This is a genomic window from Telmatocola sphagniphila, assembly GCF_018398935.1.
Classification (GTDB): domain Bacteria; phylum Planctomycetota; class Planctomycetia; order Gemmatales; family Gemmataceae; genus Telmatocola; species Telmatocola sphagniphila.
On the sequence record NZ_CP074694.1, the window covers coordinates 1516380 to 1536063 of the forward strand.

Here is a 19684-nt window from a genome sequence, read left to right on the forward strand (position 1 = left end):
AAACACGCAAATAGCATACCGGCACTGTAGAATTTGTAAGCGATCGGCGTTTGAGGAGTGATACTCCTAGCCGTGGAAATAGAGTTAATGTCTCTTATTGAAAAAAACGGAAGCTTTGAAATGAACCAACCTTCTCTCGAAAAGATTAAAATAGGCCGATGGATCTTCGTTTTGCTGAGTGTCGCTGGACTGTGCTTGGTGAGTTATTTAGTGGCTCCGCTCGTGAAGAAGTACAATCCTTACTTTATCTATCGTCCGGACGTGCAGGACGCTCGCAAATTGCTGGAAGTGGCTCGTAGCCGAGCGTTAGGTGAATCGGAATTTGACGAAGTTCTGGCGATTCTCAAAACGGGAGACGATTACTCCAAAATAATGGCTCTTTCCATCGTTGAATTGCAGGTCGAAAGAGAGCCCAAAGTCAAACTCAAAGCCCTCTCAGCTTTGGAAGAAGTCAAACGAACCGAAGGGGGGCGAGTAGCTGAAAGCACTAAAATTGTACTTGAGAGGTTAAACGGCCGGGAGACTGCAAAGTAAACCTCCTATTCGCTTCGTTTTGCCCCGGAACTTTCCTACTGCCTAAGATACGAGAAGTGTCTTTCCCCGTTACTACTTACGCTTTGGGAAACAATATGGGATCTCGACTGGTAGTTCTGGCATTGGTGATTGCCGCGGCAGCTGCAGATTGGCCACAATTTCGGGGTCCGACCGGGGATGGTGTGGCCGAGGGGATTTCCCTACCCGAAAAGTGGGATGCCAAAACCAATCTGGCCTGGAAGGCTGAAATTCCGGGCTACGGCTGGTCTCAGCCGATTATTCTCGGCGACGCCATCTATCTGACAACCGCGGTAGGAACCGATCTGCAGAAACCCAAAGGATTTATGGCGGGAGTTATGGAGCCGCAATCCATGGGCAAAGGCCCCAAACAGAAGCCTCTGGACAAAACTTTCCGCTGGCAATTAGTGAAACTCAATCGGGCCAATGGTAAGGTTGAATGGACTAAAACAGCTTACGAAGGTAAACCGAAACTTCCCATTCACCCTTCCAATAGCTTTGCCACGGAAAGCCCGGCCGCGGATAATCAAAGAATCGTTGCCTACTTCGGAAACATCGGATTGTTGATGGCGTGGGACAAATCGGGTAAAGAACTCTGGAAAAAAGAGCTTCCCGTCGGATCGATGACTGCCGATTTCGGCACGGGCAGCTCTTTGGTGCTTTTTGAAGGTAAGGTTTTCGTTCAAAATTACACTGAAGAAGACGCCACACTTTCCGCATGGGATGCAGCGACTGGTCAGGAACTCTGGACCAGCCATCGCCCTGTCGGATCGGCCTGGAGCTCACCACTTATCTGGAAGACAAAAAATCGCACGGATCTGGTTTCCAGTGGCCGGGGCCTGGTGATCGGTTACGACCCCAAAACGGGCAAAGAACGCTGGAAGCTCGGTAATATTCAGGCTTCCTTCTCGTCTTCGCCCGCCGCCACAGAAGATTTATTGTTCGTCGGAAACGGCGGTCCGGGTACGAATTCTCCACTTTACGCGATCAAGGCCGGAGCTGAAGGCGATATCTCTTTGAAAGAGGGAGAGACCTCTAATGCCCATGTCCTTTGGTACAAAACGGGGGCCGGTCCGGGAATGCCCTCTCCAATCGCACACGGCGATTATCTTTATGTGCTTAATACGGCTGGGTTAAACTGCTTCGAGGCAAAAACGGGCAAGCTCATGTACAAGGAACGGTTGCCCAAAGTAAAAACTCTGGCTTCCTGCCCGTTTCTGGCAAATGGCAAACTCTATATTCTCGATGAATCGGGTCAAATGTTCGTTGTAAAAGCCGGCCCAGAATTCGAAGTCCTCGGTGTCAATACGATTTCCGATACCTTCTGGTCTTCCCCGGCGGTGGCCGGGTCCGATCTCCTCCTGCGCGGCTTGGATGGGCTTTATTGCATAAGGGGGAAGTGATTCTCGATTTTCTTTATTGAGCTATCGCTAGGCAGCAAGGAAAGCTCTCGAGCAGATTCTGAACGGAGAATGTTTCCACGGGTTTCAAAGATTCGTTGGTCAGATAGTTTCGCCAGTTTCGTTTGAGTAAATGCTCCGGCAACTCAATGGTCGTCTCTTCCCATTCTGCTCGAAAAGGTTCGCACTTTCGAGCAGAATTCAATTTCCAGGTCAAGCGCGGTACAACAATTAGAGAAGCGAGATTTTCCCAAGTCCGAAGATAGGCGAAGATATTCTCCGCCTTGGCGCCCTTAACCTTGAGAGCCTGATAATCCCCCCGCGAGAACAGCTCGGGCCACTCCTTGCGTAATTTCAGACAGCGAGCGATAAGAAGTATTTTGATTTTGCCGCTATCCGAATTTTTCAAGAGGTCCTGTATCGTATCTGTGCTCTGATCCGACTGAAATTCCTTTAAAAAATCTTGCCGAATAGAAAAATCCACAGGTCGTCGATTATCCGGATCGACCAGGCTGTAATCCCAGAGTTCGGTGCCCTGGTAGGTATCCGGAATTCCGGGGGCTGTACAACGGAGCAACGTTTGAGCCAGCGAGTTCCATTGTCCGTGAAGATGGATCTGCTTAATAAAATCCTGAAAATCGGTCATAAATTCGGAGGATTGATCCGGATCGAGAATACGCTCGATAAACTTCTGGACCGCCTCCAGATATTCCTGATCTGGATTAATCCAGCTTGTGTGAACCTTGGCTTCCTGCATGGCCTTGATCATGTAATCGCAGATTCGCTGGGAGTATGACTGCCGCTCCTCGGCCGCATTCACAGGCCAACTTCCTATCAAAGTTTGGTAGAGTAAGTTCTCTTCATTCCGATCTGGCGCGAGGTTGTGGTCTTCCAAAGCCACTCGATGTCTATCGTTCATCTGGGACCAGCGTAAGCTTCGTTCGTTCCATTCGTCGGGAATTTCAGATAGGACGTTGATTCTGGCTCGCGTATCCTCCCCACGTTTAGTATCGTGCGTTGCCAGTGGCGATAATCCTCCCGGCGAACGCTCCCCGAGGAACTTGTGAACCAGATCGGGGCTACGACCGAATAACATCGGATCACCCCCTACCTCATTTAGGGAAATCAGACGCGTGTAGATGTAAAGGGCCGTGTCTTCAAATCCTTTGGCCATTACGGGAGCAGATAACTGCTGGAATTTTCCCGCGAAACGAATTTGCGCCGAGCGATATTCCTGGGAAGCCGTCCCGGAGGAAAGTGGCTTGAGTAAGAGAGTGTCCCTAATGAAATCGAATATCTCCCGACCCAGTAGAGGATTGCGACGTCGCGCTGCACGAATTGCTTTCAGGACAGCCACTCGATCCGTCGACTGGACATCTCCGTCGATGTAAGTCCGGTAGATCGGGAAGCTGCAGAGGACCTCACGTAGTGCGTGCCGAATTCCATTAAGTGTCAGATCGCGGGTGCTTCGTTCGCTCTGTGCCAGGCGATCGAGATAGCCGGCCAGCACGTGCAGTTCGCTCGTGAGAGACGATTGAAGAATGATCATTTTTTTGCGGTAGACGATCTCTTCAAATGAGTCCTCAATTCCCGTAAAGCTCTGAAAAATTTGATCGATCCGAGCTTCAGCAGCGGAATCAACGAAGAGTCCGTTTATGTAATTGAGGAATTCATAACCAGTGGTTCCATCGGTTTGCCAATCTTTGGGAAGAGTTTCGAAAGTGCCTAAAATTTTCTCAACAACCACGTAAAGCGTCGGTCTATCTCCGCCCTGTCTCCATTCGTCCTGCAACCGGGCCAGATATCTCTTGGGGTCGAAGAGCCCGTCCGGGTGATCAATGCGAATCCCCTGAGCGATATCGGCATGGAGCCATTTGAAAATCTTTTCATGGATGTTTTGGAAGACTTCCAGACGTTCCGTCGCAAGTGCGGCAAGATCGTTGATGTCGAAAAACCTTCGATAATTGATTTCGTCCGAAGCTACCCTCCAGAAGCAAGGCCGATAGGCTTGTAGCTCTATAAGCTTATCGAGCTGATTAGGATCTTTTGCGAGCAGTGAAAATTGCGTTTCAATCTCTGATTGAAACGCGGGAGAACGCAGCCCTAATTCCAAAAGTCGGCGTTTGATGACAACGATTTCGTTGCGGGTTTCGAGGACTTTCTGAGAATCTTTTTCCATCCGGCCGGAGAGATGTTTCGTAGCGGAGATTATGCTCTGAAGTTCGGGAAGTACGGTCTCAGGCTCCTCCATGGAGTCGCGCAGGCTTTCGAGAGTTGGTTCCAGAATCGCGCCGTAAGTTCTCGGATCGATGGGAAGTCGGATTTTTCCAAATTTAAGGTAAAGATTTCCTTCTTCCACGACCGCTTGAAATGCACCGGAATCAACGGCCTCACCATAGGTTGTTCCCAGGATGGGGAGTAAGACTTTACCGCGCAGGGATTCCCGATAATGATCATCCCAGACGATATCAAAATAATTAGAAAATTGGGAAGAGGGGCCATTTTCCAGAACATCGTGCCACCAACTATTAAAGCACCCTACTGACATATGATTCGGGACGACATCGAGAATCAATCCCATTCCGCGAGATTTCAATTCATCGCTGAGTTTCTGCAAATCCTCTTCCGTACCTAGCTCAGGATTCAGCCGCTTATGATCGCAAACGTCGTAGCCGTGAAGGCTTCCCGGTTTCGCGGTCAGCAGGGAGGACATATAAAGGTGCGAAATGCCAAGATCATCCAAATACGGGACGATTTCCAACGCATTCTTAAGAGTGAAATCCTTATGCATTTGCAGCCGGTACGTGGCTCTGGGCCAGGAATTTTGTTCGTTCATAGGCTGACCTGGCTCTTTCGACGATTGGGTGAGGCCATGTCCTTTCGAAGCGCTTCGGCTTGCAGCGGCGTAACCAGCGGTTCCGGTAAAATTGCCGGTCGGGTTCGGAAAAGAGCAAGTGAATGATCGAGCAGTTTGTAACTCTGCCCACCTTCCATAAGTGGTTCGTGAGCATAATCATCGGCCGTGTAGACCAGTAATTCCCAACGATGTTCGGGGTTTGTGACCGGCAGTGTGAAATCCACGGATTCCGGTCCGCAGTTCATCAGAATCAGAAGCGTTTCGCCCTGAATCGGCTCACCCTGATCGTCCACTTCATCCATCAGGTCACCCGCCAGACGCATTCCGATGCAAGTAACGGTTCCATTCCACTGTTCAGAGGTCATGTCTTTTCCACTGGGGTCAAACCAGGAGACATCCTGAATTTCCGAACCTCGGATAGCCCGGCCTTGAAAAAAATTACGTCTTTTCAAAACCGGTTGTTCTGTACGGATTCGAGTCAGTTTCTGAACGAACGCGAGGAGCGCTTTCGATTCTTCCGAGGGCCTCCAGTTTAGCCATGTAAGGTCGTTATCCTGGCAGTAGGCATTGTTGTTACCTTTCTGGGAATGCCCGATTTCATCGCCGGAAAGTAGCATGGGTACGCCCTGCGAAAGCAACAGCGTCGCCAGAAAGTTTCTCTGTTGTCGAGCACGCAGGCGACGAATGTTGCCATCACGGGTAGGCCCTTCGGCTCCGCAGTTCCAACTGTGATTGTTGTTAGCTCCGTCGCGATTTTCTTCCCCATTCGCTTCGTTATGCTTTTCGTTGTAACTCACCAGATCCGAGAGTGTGAAACCATCGTGGCAGGTGACGAAGTTAATGGAGGCATAAGGCCGTCGGCCGTTGTGTTCGTACAAATCGCTGGAACCGCATAATCGGGTGGCGAATTTCCCGGCCACGCTGCCCGCCCCAGCCCAGAATTGACGGGTAATATCGCGATATTCTCCATTCCACTCGGTCCAAAGCACCGGAAAATTCCCTACTTGATACCCCCCAGGGCCGACATCCCAAGGCTCGGCGATCAATTTCACCTGGGATAGCAACGGATCCTGATGCATGATGTCGAAGAAGGCACCCAGTCGATCGACATCGTAAAGCTCCCGAGCCAGAGTCGATGCCAGATCGAAGCGGAAGCCGTCGACATGCATTTCCTGAACCCAGTATCGCAGGCTATCCATGATCAGTTGCAATAGCCGGGGGTTGCGCATGTTGGGGGTGTTACCGCACCCGGTAAAATCCATGTAGTAGCGAGGGGATTCGGGGGAGAGTCGGTAATAGGAGCCGTTGTCGATGCCACGAAGTGAAAGCGTAGGTCCCTTTTCGTTCCCCTCGGCCGTGTGGTTATAGACTACATCCAAAATCACTTCGATCCCGGCCGCATGGAGCCTGCGAACCATCATTTTGAATTGCTGCACGGCGTCTGTATTACCGACGGCGAATCGAGTATCCGGTGCGAAAAAGGCAAGAGTGTTGTACCCCCAGTGATTGGAAAGCCCCTTTTCCATCAGATGGCGATCATTAGCGCGATGATGCACCGGCAACAATTCGATTGCCGTCACATTCAGATCGAGGAGATATTTGATGGCGGCATCTGAAGCCAAACCGGCATAGGTTCCTCGCAATTTATCCGGAATCCCGGGCATGCGTTGGGTGAAGCTTTTAACGTGAGCTTCGTAGATAATTGTTCGGTGCCAGGGAGTGCGCGGCGGACGATCATCTCCCCAGGTAAAAGCGTTATCCACCAGCATTCCGAGCGGAGCGAATTTCGCGGAATCTCGATCGTCAAAGGTAAGATCTTCTTCTCCTATTTTGTAACCGAACAGCGAGTCGTCCCACTTGATGTCGCGCCCCACCTGTTTGGCGTAAGGATCCAGAAGGACCTTGTTCGGATTATGTCGCAGCCCTTTTTCCGGTTCGTAGGGACCTTCCACTCGGTAGCCATAAAGTTGGCCGGGCAAAATATCGGGAAGATACATGTGCCAGACCAGATCGGTTCGTTGAGTAAAGCGGATGCGTTCTATCTCTTTATCTGCATTGGATTTGCTGAATAGACACAGTTCTACTCCCGTGGCAGATTCTGAAAATAACGCGAAGTTCGCCCCTTTTCCGTCCCAAGTGGCACCCAGGGGATAAGGACGACCCGGCCAAATACGCGAGCGTTGTTTTGTTTCCATGTTCTCGACAAATTTCCCTTGAGACGAGTGACTTGAATGCAATCATTTCTACCTTTGGAGGCATAATTTTTGCTCAGTCTGCAATTATGGGACCAACAAAACGTGAAACTATCGGGGCATCCGTGCAGGCTTCCACAGGCACAGTGCTTTTTCGAGTCTGGGCGCCGAATTCCAAGAATGTGAACTTGATTCTGGAAGGATCATCGCCGTGCGAAATTCCGATGCAACCGGATCAAAATGGCTATTTCCAGTTAGAAACTCGACTTGCGACTCCAGGGAGTTTGTACCGATATCGATTGGAAGATGGAAATGCTTATCCCGATCCGGCGTCACGCTTCCAGCCCGAAGGAGCGCATGGTCCTTCTCAGGTTGTGGATGGTCGAACCTTTAAATGGACGGATGAAGATTGGAAAGGAATTGAGCTATCGAATCAAGTTCTCTACGAAATGCACATTGGGACTTTTACTCGGGAAGGGACCTGGAAAGCGGCATTGAAGGAGTTGCCGGAATTAGCCGAGGTCGGCATCACCTGTCTGGAAGTCATGCCCGTCAATGAGTTCGCCGGAAAATTTGGATGGGGTTATGATGGTGTAAGCCTATATGCCCCTACCCGTTTATATGGGACACCGGAAGATTTTCGTGAGTTCGTGAACGAAGCCCACCGCTTAAAGCTCGGTGTAATTCTAGACGTCGTTTACAACCATCTGGGTCCCGACGGCAATTATCTCCCCAAATTCAGCCCGGACTATTTTTCAAAAAAACACAAAACCGACTGGGGGGAAGCCATTAATTTTGATGGAGAAAACTGCCAGCCCGTGCGGGATTTCTTCACTGGGAATGCGGGCTATTGGATCGAGGACTTTCATTTGGACGGTCTGCGTTTGGATGCCACGCAGAATATTTACGACAACGCGCTTCCGGAGAAACACATCCTGACAGAGATAGGAAGGACTGTTCGCAGAGCTGCGCAGGGGCGTTCCACCATTATTGTCAGCGAAAATGAATCTCAGCATTCCGAATTAGTTAGGTCGATTGAAACGGGAGGTTATGGGTTGGATGGGCTGTGGAATGACGACTTTCATCACTCCGCCTCTGTGGCGCTAACCGGCCATCAGGGTGCCTATTACAAAGATTATCGCGGAGAGCCTCAGGAGTTCATTTCGGCAATCAAATACGGCTACCTCTATCAGGGACAATGGTATTCCTGGCAAAACCAGAAAAGAGGTCATGCCGGCTTGGATCTTCCGCCATCGGCTTTCATCAATTACCTCGAAAACCACGATCAAGTGGCCAATTCGGGCCGGGGTTTGCGAATGCATCAGATGACGAGTCCGGGAAGATATCGGGCGATCAAAACGGTCACCTTGCTGGGGCCCGGAACGCCGATGCTCTTTCAGGGCGAAGAATTTGCCAGTAGTTCGCCTTTCTTTTATTTCGCGGACCATCATAACGAGTTAGCTCCTTTAGTGGAGCGGGGACGCAAAGAGTTTCTCAGCCAGTTTCGCAACCTCCGCGATACGAAAATGAAGGCTCAGCTGGCGGCGCCGCACAATCCAGCCACTTTTGAGCGATGTAAGCTCAATTTCTATGAGCGCTTTACCCATGAGGCACATTATCGGTTGACCAAGGACCTTTTAAAACTCCGCAAACTCGATTTGAATTTCAATTCTCAGCGGCACATGAAAATCGATGGCGCCGTTTTAGGCCCTCAGGCCTTTGTTTTGCGGTACATCCATCCAGAAGGCCTGGATCGAATCCTTCTCGTTAATCTGGGCAGAGATTGGGATCTGCAAACCTGTCCCGAACCACTCTTGGCAGCTCCCTGGAAATGTGAATGGGAATTACTGCTTTCGACGGATTCGCCCAGCTACGGCGGTTCGGGAGTTTTCCATCCGGAAACCGAAACTGGTTGGCTTTTGGCCGCAGAATCCGCGACGCTCCTCGGCGCTCGCAGGGTGAATTGAAGATATCTTCTCTTTGCAAGGTTGATGATGACCGATCTCAATACGAATTACACTGTACGCGACATCCAAGCTGCCGATCTCATGCACTCGCTGGATCGCGAATGGCTGGTGACAAATGGACTGGGTGGCTACGCCAGCGGCACCATCAGCGGTGCGGCCACAAGGCGTTATCACGGTCTTTTGATCGCGGCTCATCCAGCTCCGTTGGGCCGTCTGATGATGTTTAACCACCTCGCCGAGCAATTCCGATTCCCGGACTGGTCGGTAGCCTCTTTTGGTGGAATCGAAAAAGTAGATAGCGGTCTGGACATTCATGGAGCGGACATTCTGTCCGGCTTCCGTCTGGAGGAAGGGCTACCGATCTGGACATTCGTCGCACACGATCATGTGATTGAAAAAAGACTCTTCATGCCCAATAAGCAGAATACGGTTCACCTGATTTACCGTCTGTTAAAAGGGGAGGGTCCGGTTCGTCTGAAACTTCGTCCCTCAGTTCACTTCCGAGATCATGATGCGCCCGTCAGCATTCCGATGCGTGGCCCTTATACTCTCACGGCCACCGAAGGCCGTTATGAAATGTCCGGGGAGACCAGTGAATTTCCACGATTGAGAATGCGCGTAGTAGGAAACGCCCATGCATTGACTCTCGATGGCATGAACGTTCCGAACATTCTGTATCGAGTGGAGGAAAATCGAGGCTACGACGGCGTAGGCACGCTTTACAGCATGGGTTTATTTCGAGCAAATCTGAATGCAGATCAGGAAGTCACGCTCACCGCTTCGACGGAAAGTTGGGATCGATTACTTTCACATACCCCGTCTGAAGCTTTGCAAAAAGAGTTAGAACGGCGTCGCAGAGTTATTTCAATTTCGAGTCCGGCCTTAAGGCACGGATTTGGCGCAGAACTCGCATTGGCCGCCGATCAATTTATCATCACACCCGTTAGCCGCACGGCGGATACGGCCAAAGCCGAAGCTTCTGGGGACGAAGCGCGTACGATCATCGCCGGATACCACTGGTTTACAGACTGGGGCCGCGACACCATGATCAGCCTCGAAGGGTTGACGTTGGTAACTGGTCGGCACCTGGAAGCGGGTTATATCCTTCGGACCTTTGCCAGCCACGTACGCAATGGTCTGATTCCCAACTACTTTCCGGATGGTTCCAATCAGGGCGTTTATCATACGGCCGATGCCACGCTCTGGTTCTTTCATGCTCTGAGCCGCTACGAAGCGTACACACGGGATCACGAATCGATCCGCAATCTGATTCCCACGCTAAAAACCATCGTGGCCAAGCACCTGGCGGGCACCGATTACGGTATCGGAGTCGATCCGAAAGATAAACTGCTCAAACAGGGAGCAGAGGGTTATCAGCTCACCTGGATGGACGCTAAAGTCGGAGACTGGGTGGTAACCCCCCGCCGCGGCAAGACCGTCGAGATCAACGCCTTATGGTACAACGCACTTTGTCTCATGAACGAATGGCTGAAGCGAGAGAATGATCCAGAAGCGGCGTCGATGGGAACTTTGGCGGCAGAAGTCAAACGATCCTTCAATGATCGATTTTGGAATCCGGAACAAAAATACCTCTTCGATCTGGTTGATGGAGAGCATGGGAATGATCCCGCTTGTCGACCCAATCAGATATTTGCGATTTCTTTGCCCCATCCGGTTCTGAATAAGGAACATTGGCCAGCTATTCTTGGAATTGTGGAAAAAGAACTGCTTACTCCGGTCGGCCTGCGATCGCTCTCCCCGAACAATCCCGAATATAAGTCAAAATATTACGGCGATTTGCGCTCTCGAGATGCCGCCTACCACCAGGGAACGGTGTGGGCCTGGTTGATCGGTCCATTTATAGATGCTTGGAGAAAACTCCATTCGGAAAAAGCGTCTGAATCGTCTCGATTCTTGAGAGGCTTCGAATCGCATTTGTCGGAAGCCTGTATAGGCAGCATCAGTGAAGTATTCGATGCCGAGGAACCCTTCACGCCGCGCGCCTGCATTGCTCAGGCCTGGAGCGTCGGCGAAGTGGCTCGCTGTATGGTGCTCGATGATGTTAAGGAAGCCTGACGATTTATGCTACGCGCCAGGAATTCACTTCGAGATTTTTAGGAGATACGCATGTCGCAGGATGACAAGCTTTGGTACAAGGATGCCATCATTTATGAAGTGCCTGTACGTGCCTATCAGGATGCCATCGGTTCCGGTGTGGGTAATTTTCGCGGCCTGACCCAGAAATTGGATTATCTCGAAGATCTCGGCATCACCACCGTTTGGTTGTTACCTTTTTACCCATCCCCTTTGAAAGATGACGGATATGACATCGCCGATTACATGGATGTGCATCCCATCTATGGCACTTTGAGCGATTTTAAAACCTTTCTGGAGGAAGCCCATCGCCGCGGCTTGAAGGTCATTACCGAATTGGTCATCAATCACACTTCGGATCAGCATCCCTGGTTCCAGAGGGCCCGACTTAGTCCACCCGGTTCGAATGAACGGAATTTTTACGTCTGGAGCGACACGACTGATAAATTCTCGAATGTGCCACTGATGTTCCCGGATTTCGAGAACTCTAACTGGACTTGGGATCCAGTCGCCAAACAGTACTACTGGCATCGTTTCTATTCTCACCAGCCCGATTTGAATTTCGATAATCCGGAAGTTTGGAAGGCTCTTTTTCCGATAGTCGATTTTTGGATGGAAATGGGAGTCGATGGCATGCGTCTGGATGCGGTGCCGTATCTCTTCGAACGCGAAGGTACGCTTTGCGAACACCTGCCGGAAACGCATGGTTTTTTGAAAGCGCTGCGCGCTCATGTGGATGCGAAGTTTCCTAATCGGATGTTTCTGGCGGAAGCCAATGCCTGGCCGGAGGATGCAGTCAGTTACTTCGGCGAGGACGATGAATGCCACATGGCGTTTCACTTTCCGCTGATGCCTCGTCTGTTTATGGCCCTGCAACAGGAGGATCGATTTCCCATTCTGGATATCTTCGCTCAAACACCGAATATTCCGGCAAATTGCCAGTGGTGCCTGTTTCTCAGGAATCATGACGAATTAACGCTCGCCATGGTCACGGACGAAGAACGGGACTACATGTTTCGTGCTTATGCGCGGGATTCGCAAGCGAAAATATTTTTGGGTATTCGGCACCGCCTCGCACCGCTTCTGCGAAATGATCGACGCCGAATAGAACTCATGAACGCCCTGCTCTTCAGCATGCCCGGTACCCCGGTGATTTACTACGGTGATGAGATCGGCATGGGGGATAATATCTATCTGGGAGACCGAAATGGCGTGAGAACCCCCATGCAATGGAGTGCCGATCGAAATGCGGGCTTCAGTCGGGCGAATCCGCAGAAGCTATATTCCCAAATCATTCTCGATCCGGAGTATCACTACGAAGCTGTGAATGTCGAAGCCCAGCAGAACAACCCTTCCTCGCTGCTCTGGTGGACGAAGCGGTTAATCGCTTTGCGGAAGAAACATAAATCGCTGGGCCGCGGTAGTATCGAATTTTTGAGACCTGAAAATTCGAAAGTACTCGCTTACATCCGGCAATTTGAAGAGGAAACTCTCCTCTTAGTGGCCAATCTCTCTCGATTTGTGCAACAAACCGACTTGGATCTGAAGAGCTTCGCGGGATGGGTACCTGAAGAACTTTACGGCCACAGCCGATTTCCAGTAATTCAGGAAGTCCCCTACTCCATAACGCTTGGCCCGCACGGCTTCTACTGGTTTTTGTTAAAAAAATCGAGTCGGGCCTCGGAGCACCCGGAGTCGGAAGTCCAAGTGCCCACTCTCGAAGTCAAAGTGGATTGGAGCGAGTTATTCGAGAATCCATCGTTCGATGAAATTGAGGAAGTACTCCAGCCCCTCATCGAGAAATTGATACCGGAAAATCTGGATGGCCCTTTGATGTCCTGTCACGTGGCCACATCCTGGCGGATGCAGAATCGAGGACCGGAAAGCGTCTATATCCTGGTGGTTCGACTAGAATGGCGCGAGGGCTTGCCGGAATCGTTCTTGCTGCCACTGACCTTCACAGCGGACGATCAACCGCGTGAACTCCTGATTCCCGCCGGACAATCGGTGCTAGCCAAAGTGGGGGGACCACGACCGGGAAGAATCATAGATGCTGCTGCAACCCCCGAGCACTTTTGGAATCTGATCCATGCGATAGCTGAAAATCGTCGCCTGAGTTTGGAACGCGGGTTCATCCGCAGCCTCTCTTTTTCCGAGTTCGATCCCAATCCTCCGTCGACCGAAGGGCTTCCCTCCGTCCAGCGTGGTCAGGATGGAGATCTCACAGCGATCTTCGATTCTCGATTCATTCTGCGCACTTTCCGGGATCTCAACGAGGGAATCCATCCCGATGTCGAAGTGGGCCGCTTTCTGACAAAGCAGAACTATTTCGGGATCGTTCCCATATTGGGAACGGCCGAATTGCACCGAGGCGACCAGGGGATCAGCACTCTGGCGGTACTCAAGAGCTTTGTTCCCAATCAGAAGACAGCCTGGGAACAGGCTCAACATCTTTTAAGCCAATTCTTTGAGAAAGCGACTGCACTGTCACGCTCGAAAGCGAATCGAATGAGCGAATCAGACGAGGTTAATAGTCTGGAATTCGAAGCGGATCGCAATTTGCTTTTTGCCGAGAGTGAGGCCATGGCCGAGGCATTAGGTAAAAACTTGGCCGAACTACAGGTAGCACTCACTTCGGACCCTTCGAACCCGGCCTTCGTTCCTGAACTGACTACATCGACCTATCAACGTTCCGTCTATCAGACTATGCGTTCGGTAACCGAACAGATTTTACGTCGATTCAAGTGGGGAAAGTATTCCATTCCTGAAAGTGCCCGGGAGCTCGTCGATCGATTACAAAATAGTTTCCCGGCCCTCGATCAGCGTTTCCGAAAAGCAATGGATCCCAAGATCGACGGCTATCGAATTCGCTGCCATGGAGATTATCATCTCGCTCGGCTGTTGTTCGTAGGCGACAATTACATCCTTACCGATTTCGTCGGGGACTCTTCCAGGTCCATAAGCGAAAGGCGGATCAAAAAGCTGGGATTGCGAGATTTGGCGACACTTCTCCGATCCATGGATTACGTTCTGAATTCGGTTATCTACGATCTTGGCAATCATCGGGGACGAGCCCCGGGTGTCATCCGGGAAGAAGATCAGGCCTTGGTGGCCGGCTGGGCGGAGCAATGGCGGATACGAACAACTACGCATCTGATCGACTCTTATCTTAAAGATCCCAGGATCACACACTTGCTTCCCTCGAAGCCTGAAATCATGCATTCCCTACTCAACCTGTTTCAAGTGGAACGTGCCTTAGTCGAACTGGACTACGATCTTCGACGTCGGCCCGAATGGATCATCGTACCGCTCAACGCAATTTTTCGCTGCATTGAGGAAATTCCCTAACAAGTTGTTCTCATCGACCAATCTGGCAAATATTTCGCTTTCTATTTCATCCAGGAGAAACTCGAATTGAACTAGGTAACTCAGGGAGTAAGAAAATAAGAATCCGATTTTTCCCTCCTTGTTTGGTAAATCTTGATGAAACGCTATCGAATTTGGCCTCTCGTCGGTACGAGCCTGCTGGGAATACTCCTTTCCGGTCCTTCAACTTCTTTACTGCAGGCCCAAACGAAAAAGAGCAATAAGAAGGAAGCCCCACCGCCGACCGTCGAACAGTTGATGCGGGAAACCCGGCCAGCCGAAGATTTTAAAGCCACTATTTTCGCCACGCCGGATCAGGCCAATTACCCAGTCTTCATCTCAGCCGCACCCGATGGAACGCTTTACGTCGGCAGCGATCAAAATGGTTCGCTGGCTCGGGATAAGCATATGGGCCGGATTTTTCGGTTAAGGGATACCGATGGCGATGGCCGTGCGGATGAAGTGAAAACCTTCGTAAAAGATATCGATTCCCCCCGTGGTCTGGCGTGGGATATCGATCGACTCTATGTCCTGCATCCGCCGCATCTGGGAGTTTTCGTCGATAAAGACGGCTCTGGAGAAGCAGGAGAAGAAAAAATTCTGGTGAAGAACATCGCCTTCACCTTCAAGGATAGACCGGCAGACCATACTTCGAATGGCATCACATTGGGTTTGGACGGCTGGATCTATGCCGCTATCGGCGACTTCGGTTTTATGGAAGCGGAAGGAACCGACGGGCGAAAATTACAACTGCGCGGCGGCGGTGTGGTTCGCGTCCGTACTGATGGAACCGGGCTGGAACTTTTCAGTTACGGTACCCGAAATATTCTGCAGGTGGCCGTGTCCCCGCTTTTAGATGGCTTTGCACGTGATAACACAAACGACGGTGACGGCTGGGACGTGCGGTTTCATCACATCAGCGGATTTGAAAATCACGGTTATCCCCGTTTCTACAAGAACTTTGCGGATGAAGAAGTCACCCCGCTGGCGGATTACGGTGGCGGTGCGGGCTGCGGTGCCGCCTGGATCGATGACCCACGCTGGCCCAAAAAATGGAACAATCGACCTTTTACGGCCGATTGGGGGAATGGAGCTATATTCGCTCATCCTGTGGAAGCCTCAGGATCCACTTTCATTGAAAAAGGTAAGCCGTCGGTCTTTGTGCGTCTTCCTCGACCAACGGATGTGGATGTCGATGCCAACGGACGAGCATACGTCAGCAGTTGGCGTAATGGCTTGTTTACCTACGATGGCCCGAATGTGGGTTACATCACTCGAATTGAACCCAAGGATCTGAAGCCCGAGCCTTTGCCCGATTTTGCGAAACTCTCACCAGAAGCTTTGAAAAAGCTGATGCTGGAAACGGCAGTCTACAAGATTCGCCTGGAAAGCCAGCGAAGACTGTTGAGAGCTCCTCAGTCCACTAAAATTGACGCCGAGTTGAAAGCGGCCGTTACCGATTCCTCCTACTCTATCCCTGCCCGTCTCGCAGCTCTCGCCTATATTCAGCAGAAAAAGGGTAATGCAGCTTTTCTGGCTTCCATTGCATCCCAGAACAGCGACATGTCGGGCTATGCCGTGCGCTTCCTGGGCGAGAACCCGGAAACAACGAAAGAGGTCGCCAAAGAAGCGGTAGCGGAGTGTCTGAAATCGGCTTATCCCAAAACCCGTTTGGAAGCCCTGATAGCGGCCACGAGAATTGGATTTCCGGGCGAAGGGATAACGAAATTACTCGGGGATTCCGATGCATTGATCGCCCACACAACTGTGCAGTGCCTTGCTAAGCGGGAAGCCTCAGCGGCATGCTTTGGCGTTCTCGATGACAGTAGTGTTTCGAAGCAGGCTCGGGTGGGTGCTTCCCGCGCTTTGGCGATGATGCATACTCTCGAAGTTGTGAAAGGACTGATCTCGCGACTGGAGAAAGAGTCCGTGGCCGATCGCCGGCAAGATATTTTGACTGCCCTTTGCCGACTCTATTATAAAGAGGCTGTCTGGAAGGGAGAATCCTGGGGAACTCGCCCCGATTATCGAGGCCCCTATTATGCACCCGTCGTTTGGGAAGGCTCGGCGGAGATCGGGAAAGTTCTCGAGAAAACGCTTTCGAACGCGGATGCTCTCGAAAGCGTCTTTTTGGGCGAAATCCTTGCGAAAAATCGAGTAAAAATCGGTGATCCTCTGGGTCGCCTGGTGGATCTGGCTAAGAAAGATCCCAAAGCTCTACCCGTTCTGGTCGAGCAACTTACCAAGGCGGAAGAAGTGCCGCCCAGTACGCTCGATTTATTAATCCAAGCTTCCGAGCAAAAAGAATTAACCGGTAAATCGGTTGAAAGTCTCGTACGCATCAATCAGGAAAAGGCTTATCGGGCCGCTTTTGCGGCTGCAGAGAAAGAGAAGGAGAGTCAGCGAACGATAATTGGTGCACCCTACCGGGATCAGTATCTTCCATTTTTCACGGAGAAGGTGAAAAGTGGTTCTTCCCTGGCTTACGCGGTTCTGTTGAAGATCGCTGCCAGTCCTATGTCGGTGGTCGAGAGCAAGGAACTAGCCTCCAAATTGATTGAAGCGGATTGGAGAGATCCCAAAAAGCGGGAAACTCTCCTGGCGGGAGCGGTATTGGGGAACGATCGCTCCCTCGCTAAAAATATTGTCGAGGTAGTTGACAAGGGTGGTCCCGAAAGTGACGTAGCGGCTCATGCACTTATAGCCTTGAAACTCGATGCAACTCGAGTGAAGGCCGTGTTCGAAGCCGTTGGCCCCAAGATCAAGGAAATGAAAGTCGAAGAGGCTCTGACGGCGGGTATCAAAGCCAAAGGAGAAATCTGGCGCGGCGAACAACTTTTCAACGCCGCCCGATGTGCGGTCTGTCATACGATTTCTCCCGATCAGGTTTCCAAAGGTCCGTATCTGGGAAATATCGCCAAGACTTATCGTCGTAAGGATCTGGCAGAATCAATTTTGCTGCCCAGCAAAATAATCGCCCAGGGTTTTCAGACGAATATTTTCAATATGGATGACGGTAAAACTTACACGGGATATGTAACCCGGGAAGCCGCCGATAAGGTGACGATTCGAGACGATAAGGGAACCGAAATCGTGCTTAACAAGAAGAACATTGAACGGCGTACCAAATCGAATATCTCGGTAATGCCGGAAGGGTTACTGGCCGAACTGAAGGTGATCGATCTGGCCTCCCTTCTCGATTATCTGGAAGATCTGGCGGCCCACGAACCGATTACCGCGAAGAAGCCCGCGAAAAAATAACAAGGATAGAATTCTTCGACGCCGAGTGATTCCTCTTGGAAGAATCACTCGGCTTTTTCTTTTTTCAGTCTGTTTTTATCGCTTAATGTTCGCTTAAGGCGGCGGGGTTACTCTGTAGTTAGTGACTTCCCTAGGAGATAGGCTCTAAATATTTGACTGGAGATTTCCATGAAACGACGAGTATTCGGTTTGCTGCTCTGCCTAACAGCCATGACGGTTCTAACCGTTCCCGCATTATCTCAGCCTCCCGAGGGGGGTGGTAAAGGCGGCCAGGGGAAAGGAAAAGGTGGGCAGGGATTTAAATTGGGTGTCGCGCTGCCGCCTCAACTGGTGGAACAGCTTAACCTGACCGATGAACAGAAAACCAAGTTGGCACAGATCGAAAAGGATCTGAAAGAAAAGCTTGATAAACTACTCACCAGCGAACAGAAGAAACAGATCGAAAGCTTCCGACCGATGGGCGGCATGAATAAAGGTTTTGGAAAAGGTGGTGACAAGGGAGATAAAGGCGACAAGGGGGATAAGGGCGATAAGGGCGACAAAGGAGATCGACCGCCGGTCGAATGATTCAAATCGTTCCTAAGCTAAGCAAACAGTTCGTCGATCGGTTTTCCGCTGGGCAAGACGCGAACCGGTCGACCATTCATTGCATATTCCGCCTGGGAATCGACTCCTAAATGCCGGTATATAGTGGCTAGAACGTCCTGGGGACTCTTGGGATTTGTTTTGGGAAAAGCAGCTTTTTCGTCGGACGCCCCCACAATGGTGCCTCCCCGGATGCCCCCGCCCGTAATCGCAGCGCTGAACACATTCGGATAATGATCTCTTCCGGCGTCCTTATTGACGCGAGGAGTACGACCAAATTCCCCCCACGCCAATACCATGGTGGTTTTCAAGAGGCCGCGCTGCTCAAGATCTTCGATTAACGCCGTGTACGCCCGATCCCAGCGGTCCAGAAATCCGAGTCGAAGCGATTCAAAGCCTTTCACGTGCGTATCCCACCAGCGAAGATCGACTGTGACCAACCTCACTCCGGCTTCAATCAGTCGTCGGGCGAGGAGTAAACGTTGACTCCAGGAGGGGCATCCGCAACGGGTCGGATCTTTGGGATCGAAGGCCGCCGCGTTACCGTAACGATTTTTCGTAAGCTGAGATTCGCGGTTCATATCAAAAGCGTCGCGTACGGCATTAGAGGATAGGATTTCCCAACTTTGCTGCTGGAACTTATCCGTGGCATCGATCTGACCCGTCGAATCGACTTCTCTTTTCAAAGCATCGAAGCTTTGCAGCAACCCTTTTCGATCTCCGACCCGCTCGAGTGTAATGCCGCTCGGGAAATCAAAATTAGGTAATTTAAACGGCTTGGAAGTATCGCCGGGATCGGCCATGGTTTCAAACGGTCGATGTGCTACACCCAGATAGGCAGACCCTGTACCAGGTACCATTCTGGGGATCATGACGTAAGGTGGAACCTTGGCCGATTGGTTGGTAAATTGTTTGGAGACAATGGAGCCACAACTGGGATGGATATTCTCATCGGGACTGGGGCCGGCATCGTAGCCAGTGAAACAGATCTGATCCCCGGTCGAGTGCCCTGCATCATGATGGTTCAGGCTTCGGATAATCGACCACTTGTCCATGATTCGGGCAGACATCGGTAGCAGTTCGCAGAGTTGAACACCGGGAACCGTAGTGGGAATGCAACCGAATTCGCCTCTAAATTCAACGGGGGCTTCCGGTTTCATATCCCACATGTCGATATGCGAAGGTCCCCCTCGCATCCAGAGGATAATCACCGAATTGATTTTGGATTTACTCGTCTCCGCTCGGAGAAGATCCGGCAAGCATAAACCCACCGAGCCCAGCATACCCGCTTTGACAAAACTTCGTCGATCCGGTCTCTGAAAGGTTTTCATAGAGAAGTCACAGAGGAAAAAGTTACTCGGCAGGAATTCTAATTTTAACTAAGCTTTCGCTGGGACGCTAATATAAACG

Annotated in this window: 10 protein-coding genes; 7 read left to right on the top strand and 3 right to left on the bottom strand. The window is 51.0% G+C overall.

Features of this window, described 5'->3' with window-relative positions; translation table 11 throughout:
* Positions 1 to 120 precede the first annotated feature (120 nt).
* Positions 121 to 534, top strand: a complete 414-nt coding sequence (locus KIH39_RS06320) for a hypothetical protein (RefSeq protein WP_213498410.1) — start codon at positions 121 to 123, stop codon at positions 532 to 534.
* A 95-nt stretch (positions 535 to 629) separates the two neighbouring features.
* A complete protein-coding gene (locus KIH39_RS06325; RefSeq protein ID WP_213498411.1) occupies positions 630 to 1955 on the top strand; it encodes an outer membrane protein assembly factor BamB family protein in 1326 nt (441 codons plus the stop codon).
* Positions 1956 to 1968: 13 nt separating this feature from the next.
* On the opposite strand, the gene treY is transcribed toward KIH39_RS06325, so the two are convergent.
* Both treY and glgX read right to left on the bottom strand, forming a co-directional pair.
* Entirely contained in the window at positions 1969 to 4788 is a 2820-nt protein-coding gene (gene treY, locus KIH39_RS06330) for a malto-oligosyltrehalose synthase (RefSeq protein ID WP_213498412.1), read from the bottom strand.
* Positions 4785 to 7004 (bottom strand): glycogen debranching protein GlgX, encoded by a 2220-nt coding sequence (gene glgX / locus KIH39_RS06335; protein WP_213498413.1) that lies wholly within the window; start codon positions 7002 to 7004, stop codon positions 4785 to 4787. Before glgX ends, treY begins: the two co-directional genes overlap by 4 nt.
* Before the next feature lie 86 nt (positions 7005 to 7090).
* Between glgX and treZ the strand changes: the two genes are divergently transcribed.
* The 5 genes from treZ to KIH39_RS06360 all read left to right on the top strand — a co-directional run bounded on the left by treZ (position 7091) and on the right by KIH39_RS06360 (position 18256).
* Positions 7091 to 8968 carry a malto-oligosyltrehalose trehalohydrolase gene (treZ, locus tag KIH39_RS06340; protein ID WP_246539563.1) on the top strand — a complete coding sequence of 626 codons (1878 nt, stop codon included), beginning with the start codon at positions 7091 to 7093 and terminating at the stop codon, positions 8966 to 8968.
* A gap of 27 nt (positions 8969 to 8995) precedes the next feature.
* On the top strand, positions 8996 to 11044 hold the full coding sequence (locus KIH39_RS06345) for an amylo-alpha-1,6-glucosidase (RefSeq protein WP_213498415.1): 2049 nt from the start codon (positions 8996 to 8998) through the stop codon (positions 11042 to 11044).
* 51 nt (positions 11045 to 11095) lie between these two features.
* On the top strand, positions 11096 to 14410 hold the full coding sequence (gene treS / locus KIH39_RS06350) for a maltose alpha-D-glucosyltransferase (RefSeq protein WP_213498416.1): 3315 nt from the start codon (positions 11096 to 11098) through the stop codon (positions 14408 to 14410).
* Positions 14411 to 14545: 135 nt separating this feature from the next.
* The gene (locus KIH39_RS06355; protein ID WP_213498418.1) at positions 14546 to 17689 is read left to right on the top strand and encodes a DUF7133 domain-containing protein; all 3144 of its coding nucleotides are present in this window, start codon (positions 14546 to 14548) and stop codon (positions 17687 to 17689) included.
* Positions 17690 to 17857: 168 nt separating this feature from the next.
* Complete coding sequence (locus KIH39_RS06360) at positions 17858 to 18256, top strand: hypothetical protein (protein ID WP_213498420.1); 399 nt, start codon at positions 17858 to 17860, stop codon at positions 18254 to 18256.
* Between the two features lie 17 nt (positions 18257 to 18273).
* Here KIH39_RS06360 and KIH39_RS06365 read toward each other — a convergent pair whose 3' ends face one another.
* On the bottom strand, positions 18274 to 19605 hold the full coding sequence (locus tag KIH39_RS06365) for a DUF1501 domain-containing protein (RefSeq protein WP_213498421.1): 1332 nt from the start codon (positions 19603 to 19605) through the stop codon (positions 18274 to 18276).
* Positions 19606 to 19684: the final 79 nt, after the last annotated feature.

Coding starts and splice junctions, on each gene's coding strand:
- KIH39_RS06320 (WP_213498410.1), top strand. CDS start 121: ATGAACCAACCTTCTCTCGAAAAGATTAAAATAGGCCGATGGATCTTC.
- KIH39_RS06325 (WP_213498411.1), top strand. CDS start 630: ATGGGATCTCGACTGGTAGTTCTGGCATTGGTGATTGCCGCGGCAGCT.
- treY (WP_213498412.1), bottom strand. CDS start 4,788: ATGAACGAACAAAATTCCTGGCCCAGAGCCACGTACCGGCTGCAAATG.
- glgX (WP_213498413.1), bottom strand. CDS start 7,004: ATGGAAACAAAACAACGCTCGCGTATTTGGCCGGGTCGTCCTTATCCC.
- treZ (WP_246539563.1), top strand. CDS start 7,091: ATGGGACCAACAAAACGTGAAACTATCGGGGCATCCGTGCAGGCTTCC.
- KIH39_RS06345 (WP_213498415.1), top strand. CDS start 8,996: ATGACCGATCTCAATACGAATTACACTGTACGCGACATCCAAGCTGCC.
- treS (WP_213498416.1), top strand. CDS start 11,096: ATGTCGCAGGATGACAAGCTTTGGTACAAGGATGCCATCATTTATGAA.
- KIH39_RS06355 (WP_213498418.1), top strand. CDS start 14,546: ATGAAACGCTATCGAATTTGGCCTCTCGTCGGTACGAGCCTGCTGGGA.
- KIH39_RS06360 (WP_213498420.1), top strand. CDS start 17,858: ATGAAACGACGAGTATTCGGTTTGCTGCTCTGCCTAACAGCCATGACG.
- KIH39_RS06365 (WP_213498421.1), bottom strand. CDS start 19,605: ATGAAAACCTTTCAGAGACCGGATCGACGAAGTTTTGTCAAAGCGGGT.